This window comes from Synechococcus sp. R5-13, from assembly GCF_047462015.1.
In the GTDB taxonomy this organism is placed as follows: Bacteria; Cyanobacteriota; Cyanobacteriia; order Thermostichales; family Thermostichaceae; genus Thermostichus.
This window is the reverse complement of the sequence record NZ_JANSIL010000219.1, coordinates 1-2,357: the sequence shown is the minus strand read 5'-3', so window position 1 is coordinate 2,357 and position 2,357 is coordinate 1. Positions and strand designations below refer to the sequence as shown.

Sequence of the window (2,357 nt, the reverse complement as noted above, 5' to 3'; positions counted from 1 at the left end):
GCAGAACTGCTCCCACACGTTGCTGGTTGAGCGACGTTGGATAACAGTAGTCATGAGGACAAACTTCCCTGAGGAAGCGCGAAGATTGACAACCTAAACTTAGAACATCCGTTAAGTTTCGTCAACTACCTTTTTTGATCCTGAGAGAGGCCATGTCGCTTGTCCGCTGGATTTTAGGGATCCACACCACCACGCCCGTTTTGGGCCTGGCCCTGCTGCCGTTGGAGCCGGGGCTGGGAGAAACCCGCAGTCAGAGCTGGTGGCTGGATCGGGAGATGGCAGCGCAGTTGCACCCCTGCTTGAAAGTCTTCTTGGCCGGTCAGGCTTGGTCGCAGATAGCTGGGATCGCTGTAGCTTTGGGGCCGGGCAGCTTTACGGGCAGCCGTTTGGGGGTGAGCGTGGCCCGTCTGCTGGGCCAGCAACTGGGCATTCCCGTGTTTGGCTACTCGGCTTTGGCCGTCCTCGCCCGCCAGGTGTGGCAGGAGCAGGGATCCCCGCCCCAGCCCTTGACGGTGGCGGTGCAGATGGACGCCAAACGAGGAGAGCGGTATGGCGGCGTGTATCGGGTGACAGAAGAGGGTGTCGCTGCAGAAGTGGCCGATCGGCTCTGGGAGGAAGAGGCTTGGCAGGCCCTTCTCCGCCATTGGCCGCAAGCTCTATCCGTGAATGCCGCCGATTTTGTGGATCCTGCACCTGTGGTGGCGTTGGCAGAATTGGCCCGCGCCGATTTTCGGGCCGGATTGCGCCCTCAGTGGCAGGAGGTGTTGCCCCTTTACGGTCGCCAGCCCCCGATCGATCTCCGAGGACTGAATCCGACTCCGTCTCCCTAGCGCGAACGGAGTGTCCCATCGTCACGGTAAGATTGGGAAGTCTAAGCAACGGATCCCTCTGCTGACATGATCTCAAGCAACGATTTGCGCCCTGGCGTCTCTGTAGAAGTTGACGGAGCTCCCTACAAGGTGATCGATTTCCAGCATGTGAAACCCGGCAAGGGGGCAGCCTTTGTGCGCACTAAGCTCAAAAACATGCAGACTGGCAACGTTGTGGAGAAAACCTTCCGCGCCGGTGAAACCCTGCCCGCAGCCACCATCGAAAAAGTCGAGATGCAGTATCTCTACGCGGAAGGGAACAACTTGGTGTTTATGGACATGGAGACCTATGAGCAGGCTCCAATTACCGCCGCCCAAATTGGCTCCGCCGTGAAATATCTGAAAGAAAACATGCAAGTGTCAATCTTGCGCTGGAATGGGCAGGTGATCGATGTGGAGCTGCCCAACACCGTTGTTCTGGAAGTGGTGGAAACAGATCCAGGGGTGAAAGGAGATACCGCCACTGGGGGAACCAAGCCGGCCAAGCTGGAGACCGGTGCTGAGATCCAGGTGCCTTTGTTCATCAAGGTTGGAGAACGGATTCGGGTCGATACCCGCACCGACACCTATCTGGGCCGGGAGTGAGTTCTCCCTCTCCTTTTCGGTTATGGATTTCTGTTGTGGACAGGTGATGCATCAGGAGTGAACCTTCCCTTGGATGTTGTCAATTGGCAGGAAATTCGTCTTCTCCTGGCCGCTCTGCAAGAGAGCGATGTTACCGAGCTAACTCTGGAGTTCAAAGATTTTCGCCTCACCTTGCGCAAAGGGATCCCGACTGAGCTCTCCTCCACCCCCGCCAGTCCGGTTATTGTCTCCTCTGCGCCTCCTCCTGCTCCTGCAGAAGCGCCCCCTCCTCCCACTGCTCCCAAATCCACCCCCAGCCATTGGATAGACGTGACGTCACCAATGGTGGGCACTTTCTACAGCGCCCCAGCTCCAGGTGAACCTGACTTTGTGCGGGTTGGCCAACGGGTGAACAAGGGCCAAACCCTGTGCATCATCGAGGCCATGAAGCTGATGAACGAGATCGAGGCCGAAGCGGCAGGCGTGGTGACCGAGATTTTGGTGAGCAATGGGCAATCGGTGGAGTTTGGGCAGGTGTTGATGCGGTTGGATCCCACGGCTTGATGGGCAAGGGGGTAAACCGGATTTTGGCGACCCAATCTCCCTTGCCTGTGTATACACCAGAGTTGAATCGGATTGAGGGGATGTGGTCGGTGTTGAAGCACTGTATCCGTCAGTTTTCCAGAGCCGGGAAGTATGGGATGGAGCAAAGGATACAGACCGCTTTACTACTCATCAATCCATTCAATCTCTCCTGCTGGGAGAGAAGTTGGGGGTGACAGCCTGGGAAACCCTCTCAGCTTACTAGCGCAGGAGCCCCGCACTGTACCCGTAGGGTCAGTGTCGGGAGGAAAGCGCTTTGATGAAGTACAATGAACTTATGAGCCAAATCCTGACCATCTCCTGCAAGCTCAAGGTGTCCCC

3 protein-coding genes are annotated in these 2,357 nt (G+C 57.0%); all 3 read left to right on the top strand.

What is annotated here, in order from left to right; all coding sequences use genetic code 11:
• The first annotated feature begins 152 nt into the window (after positions 1-152).
• The 3 genes from tsaB (at position 153) to accB (ending at position 1,997) form a co-directional block, all read left to right on the top strand.
• Positions 153-830 carry a tRNA (adenosine(37)-N6)-threonylcarbamoyltransferase complex dimerization subunit type 1 TsaB gene (tsaB, locus tag NW840_RS13815; protein WP_414344891.1) on the top strand — a complete coding sequence of 226 codons (678 nt, stop codon included), beginning with the start codon at positions 153-155 and terminating at the stop codon, positions 828-830.
• A 66-nt stretch (positions 831-896) separates the two neighbouring features.
• Positions 897-1,454, top strand: coding sequence for an elongation factor P (efp, locus tag NW840_RS13810; RefSeq protein WP_414344890.1), 558 nt, complete (start codon positions 897-899; stop codon positions 1,452-1,454).
• Positions 1,455-1,523: 69 nt separating this feature from the next.
• Complete coding sequence (gene accB, locus NW840_RS13805; RefSeq protein ID WP_011432092.1) at positions 1,524-1,997, top strand: acetyl-CoA carboxylase biotin carboxyl carrier protein; 474 nt, start codon at positions 1,524-1,526, stop codon at positions 1,995-1,997.
• Positions 1,998-2,357 lie beyond the last annotated feature (360 nt).